Annotated in this window: 5 protein-coding genes; 1 reads left to right on the top strand and 4 read right to left on the bottom strand. The window is 71.1% G+C overall.

Annotated features, from left to right (window positions below; all coding sequences use genetic code 11):
• Window positions 1-587 (top strand): endonuclease domain-containing protein (locus J1M37_RS03400; RefSeq protein ID WP_446724882.1); only part of this gene is annotated, 587 nt, incomplete at its 5' end.
• Between the two features lie 205 nt (window positions 588-792).
• Here J1M37_RS03400 and J1M37_RS03395 read toward each other — a convergent pair.
• Genes J1M37_RS03395 through J1M37_RS03380 form a run of 4 tightly spaced genes read right to left on the bottom strand, consistent with a single transcriptional unit; the run spans window position 793 to window position 4,745 of the window.
• A complete protein-coding gene (locus tag J1M37_RS03395; RefSeq protein WP_002857584.1) occupies window positions 793-1,548 on the bottom strand; it encodes an iron ABC transporter ATP-binding protein in 756 nt (251 codons plus the stop codon).
• Window positions 1,545-2,633, bottom strand: a complete 1,089-nt coding sequence (locus tag J1M37_RS03390) for an iron chelate uptake ABC transporter family permease subunit (protein WP_206452100.1) — start codon at window positions 2,631-2,633, stop codon at window positions 1,545-1,547. The genes J1M37_RS03395 and J1M37_RS03390 overlap by 4 nt, the downstream gene beginning before the upstream one ends.
• Window positions 2,626-3,684, bottom strand: a complete 1,059-nt coding sequence (locus J1M37_RS03385) for an iron chelate uptake ABC transporter family permease subunit (RefSeq protein ID WP_206452099.1) — start codon at window positions 3,682-3,684, stop codon at window positions 2,626-2,628. Before J1M37_RS03385 ends, J1M37_RS03390 begins: the two co-directional genes overlap by 8 nt.
• Window positions 3,681-4,745: a siderophore ABC transporter substrate-binding protein gene (locus tag J1M37_RS03380; protein WP_206452098.1), complete on the bottom strand. Its 1,065-nt coding sequence runs from the start codon at window positions 4,743-4,745 to the stop codon at window positions 3,681-3,683. The genes J1M37_RS03385 and J1M37_RS03380 overlap by 4 nt, the downstream gene beginning before the upstream one ends.
• Window positions 4,746-4,760: the final 15 nt, after the last annotated feature.

The following is a 4,760-nucleotide window of genomic DNA, read 5'->3' as shown; positions in this document are numbered from 1 at the left end:
ACGTCACCTCCGTGCTGGGGCTACGGGTGACGACGCCGGAACGGACCTGGCTCGATCTGTGCTCGATCGGCCACCCCTGGGACGAGGCATCCCTCGTGTCGGCGGGTGACCACCTGGTCCGTCACCCCTGGTCCCCGCGCGGCCGGCGGCCTCCCATCACCACGGTCACCGCGCTGCACGAGGCGATGCGGCCGCTCGGGCGGTTCGTCGGAAGACCGCGGGCGACGGCGGCGCTCGAGCGCGTACGGGTGGGTGCCGACTCGCCGCAGGAGACCCGGTTGAGGCTGGCGCTCGTCGAGGCGGGGCTGGGCGAGCCGGCGCTGCAGCACGTGTTCGACCCCGGGCGGCGGGACGCCCCCGAGGCCGATCTGTGGTTCGAGGACTGCCGGCTCGTCCTCCAGTACGACGGCGAGGTGCACCGGAGTGCCGAGCAACACGCCCGGGACGCCCGGCGAGACCAGTACTACGCGGAGCGTGGGCAGATGACCCTGCACGTCACGGGCCGGGACGTCGGCGAGGGATATGCGCGGGTGATCGAGGCCGTCCTCAGACGACGGGCACAGGTCTCGAACGGCTGGGATGCCTGACGTCGTCGTCGCGTATGGCCCTGCCGTCCATGCGCAGGGGTTCCGTGGGCAGAAGCGAGGGTGCTTCTGCCCACGGAACCTGGAAACACGCGGGTTCTGCCCCCGGAAGGCGAGACCCGGCGGGTTCTGCCCACGGAACGCTCGCGTCGGCCGGGCACCCGACCCCCGCCCGGACCGACCCGGGCCGGCCTCACCGTCGCCCGGCTCAGTAGTACACGGCCAGCGGCCCGTGCGGTCCGTCCACCACGCTGCAGGGGGTCTTGAAGATCCGCTCCAGCACCTCAGGGCGCAGGATCTCGGCCGGGGTGCCGGTCTCCACCACCTGGCCGTCGCCCATCGCCACGATCCGGTCGGCGTAGTGGGCGGCGAAGTTGATGTCGTGCAGCACGATCACCACGGTCCGGCCCAGCTCGTCGGCGGCCCGGCGCAGCTGCTGCATCATCTGCACCGAGTGCTGCATGTCCAGGTTGTTCAGCGGCTCGTCCAGCAGCACGTACTCGGTGTTCTGCGCCAGCACCATCGCCACGTACGCCCGCTGCCGCTGGCCGCCCGAGAGCTGGTCGAGGTACCGGTTCTCGAACGGGCCGAGGTTGAGGAAGTCGATCGCGTCGGACACGTGCCGCTCGTCCTCCAGGGTCAGCCGGCCGCGCGTGTACGGGTAGCGCCCGAACCCCACGAGCTGCCGCACGGTCAGCCGCGTCACGAAGTGGTTCTCCTGCCGCAGGATGGACAGGGTCTGCGCGATCTTCCGGGACGGCGTCGTGGTGATGTCGTGCCCGCCCACGGCGATCGTCCCGGCGTCGGCGTCCTGCAGCCGGCCGATCATCGTCAGCAGCGTGGACTTGCCCGCCCCGTTGGGCCCCACGAGCGCGGTCACTCCCCCGGCCTGGATGTCCAGGTCCACGGGTCCGATGCACACCTCGTCGCTGTGGCGCTTCACCACGCCGCGCAGCTCGATCACAGACGTCCCTTTCTCATCACGACGATCAGGAAGGTGATGCCGCCGATCAGCTCGATGACCACCGTGACCGCACCTCCCGCGTAGAACACGTGCCGCAGCACGAAGTAGGCGCTCGTGAGCACCGCGTACCCGGCCAGCGCCGCCACCGGGAGGATGAACCGGTGGTCGTGGGTGTCGACGAGGCTGTACGCCAGCGTCGCCACGAGGAAGCCGAGGAACGTCATCGGGCCCACGAGCGCGGTGGTCATGGCCATCAGCACGGAGACCAGCAGCAGCGTCACCATGAGCTCGCGCCGGTGGTGCAGGCCCAGGTTGGTCGCGGCGTCGGCGCCGAGCGCCACCGTGTTCAGGCGGCGGGAGCGCAGCCACAGCAGCGCGCACACGACGACGGCGATGGGCGCGGCGATCGCCACGTACTCGGTCCGGGCGTTGGAGATGTTGCCGAAGAGCCGCGCGCTCAGCAGGTCGAACGAGTTCGGGTCCAGCAGTCGCTGCATGAACGTGCTCAGCGCGGCCAGCCCGCCGCCCAGCACCACGCCCACGAGCAGCATCAGATGGACGCTGCCGTAGGGCCGGGAGAGCAGCCACGAGTACAGGGCCGTCGCCAGCGCCACCATGAGCGCGGCCTGGGCGAGGAACGGCCCCACCCCGGTCAGCACCGCGACGCCGGCGGCTCCCAGCACGTACACGGCGACGGTCGACACGGCGGTGTAGAGCGCCTCGAACCCCATGATCGAGGGCGTGATGATGCGGTTGCCCGTCACCGTGTGGAAGGTGACGGTCGCGAAGGAGTGGCACAGCGCCACGATGCCGATCACGCCCAGGGACTCCACGCGCATCCGCGCGATCATCCAGAACGCGCGCGAACCGGGTTCGGCCTCGTTGCCCCACAGCAGGATCCCGGCGGTGGAGAGCACGGCGACGGCGGCCAGCACGGCGACGACGACCGCATACCTCCGGCGGTCGGCGGCGGTGACGAACGCGCCGGACCGGCGCGGGGCGTCGGCCTCGACGGGCCCGGCCGCGGTGGCGCCACCGGGCGGGGCGGGGATGCGACCCGGGGCGGTCGCGAGCGGCTCAGCCATGCTTGGCCTGCCTCAGCAACAGGGCGAGGAACACGATCGCGCCCACGAGGCCCAGGATCAGCGAGATGGGCACCTCGAACGGGGCGATCACGGTGCGCCCGATCAGGTCGCAGACGATCACGATCCACACGCCGACCATGACCACCCAGGGCAGGTTCGTCCGCAGGTTGTCGCCGCGCACCATGGACACGAGGTTGGGGACCACGAGCCCCAGGAACGGGAGGGCCCCGATCACCACGGTGACCACGCCGGTGGCCACGGCCACCATGGCCACGCCGGTGAGGATCACGGCGTCGTAGTTGAGGCCGACGTTCGTGGCGACGTCCTTGCCGAGGCCGGCCACGGTGAAGCGGTCCGCGATGACGAAGACCGCCACGCACACGATCAGCACGAGGAAGAGCAGCTCATACCGGCCGCGGACCACGGAGGTGAACGAGCCCGCGAACCACGCGCCCACCTGCTGCAGCATGTCCGTCTGGAGGGCGAGGAACGTCGACGCGGCGCCCACGACGGCGCCGAGCATGATGCCCACGATCGGCACGATGAGGGAGGACTGCAGGCGCACCCGCCGCAGGAAGAGGAAGAAGACGAGGGTGCCGACGAAGGCGAAGAGGATGGCCCCGACCATCCGGGTCACCAGGCCCGCGCCCGGCACGAGCACCATGGTCACCAGCAGGCCGAGACCGGCCCACTCGGTGGTGCCCGTGGTGCTGGGCTCCACGAAGCGGTTCTGCGTCATGAGCTGCATGATCAGCCCGCACATCGCCATCGAGGCGCCGGCCAGCACGAGGGCGACCGTGCGCGGCACGCGCGTGATGGCGAACATCTCGCGTCCGCCCTCCGCGCCGACGTCGTACACGCCCACGAACAGCGAGACCACGACGAGGGCCGCGGTCACCACAACGCCGACCAGCAGCGGCCAGGTGCGCTGCCAGCGGGTGCACTCGGGCCGCAGGACGGCGGGCGGGACCCAGCACACGCGGTCGCCCCGCCCCGGCTCCTCGAGCCGGGGCGGGGCGTCGGCGACGTGGTGACGCACGTCGAGAGTCACTGCGCGCCTTCGAAGGCCTTCGCGAGGTCCTCCATGACGGTGGTGTGGTTCTGGATGTCCTCGGCGACGTAGAAGTCGGCGGGCAGGTAGACGATGTTGCCCTCCTTCACCGCGGTCACGTCCCGGAGGGCCTCGGAGCGCTCGATCAGCTCGGCGGCGGTGGCGTTCTCCTCGCCGATGGCGGCGTCGCGGTCCATGACGATCAGCCAGTCCGGGTTCGACTTCGCGATGGCCTCGACGGAGATGTCGTCGCCCTGGTGGTTGTCGGTGCCCGACTGCTCGAGGGCCGGGGTCAGCTCCAGCATGTCGAAGAACGGGCCGATGGCGCGACCGGTGCCGGGCGCGACGTACGACAGCTCGCCGCCCGAGGCGATGAGGCCCATGACGGTCTGCTCGGGGTCGTAGGCGTCCTTGGCGCGCTGGGTGGCGGCGTCGAAGTCGGCGATGAGCTTCTCGGCATCGGCCTCGTGGCCGGTGGCCTCGCCCAGCAGGGTGGTCAGCTCCTTCAGGCCCTCGTCCATGGGGGTCTGCGTGACGTCGAAGTCCGTGTCCACGACGGCGGCGTCGCCGGTCAGCTCGTCGATCTCGGCCTTGCGCTCGTTGAACCGCTGGCCGTTGAACACGACGTCCGGCTCAGCCGTGACGAACAGCTCCATGTCCGGCTCCCGGTGGTTGCCGATGTCGGCGACCGAGTCGTCCTGGAGGTAGGAGGGCCCGCCCTCGCCCTTGTACATGATCTGCTTCGGTGCGGCCGACAGCTCGACTCCCCAGTCGTCCAGGGTGCGGAAGGTGCGGTTGTCCGTGGCGATGACGGAGTCGACCTCCTCCGGCAGGGTGACCTCGGCGCCGGACATGTCGGTGACGGTGACCCCGGTCGCGATGCCGCCCGAGGCGGCCGAGGAGCCGCCGGCGGCGCTCGCGGAGGCCGAGGACTCGCCGGAGGCGCTCGCGGAGGACGAGCCCGTGGCCGCACCGCCGGCGGAGCAGCCGACGAGGGCGAGGGCCGCCACCGAGGTCAGGGCGAGACGGGCGAGGCGGGGGGCGCGGGCGGAACGCGGCATGGTTCTCCTTCTGGG

Source organism: Micrococcus sp. KRD012 (genome assembly GCF_017168555.1).
GTDB lineage: Bacteria > Actinomycetota > Actinomycetes > Actinomycetales > Micrococcaceae > Micrococcus > Micrococcus luteus.
Note: the sequence above shows the minus strand (reverse complement) of the source record. Positions and strands in the feature narration are given on the sequence as shown.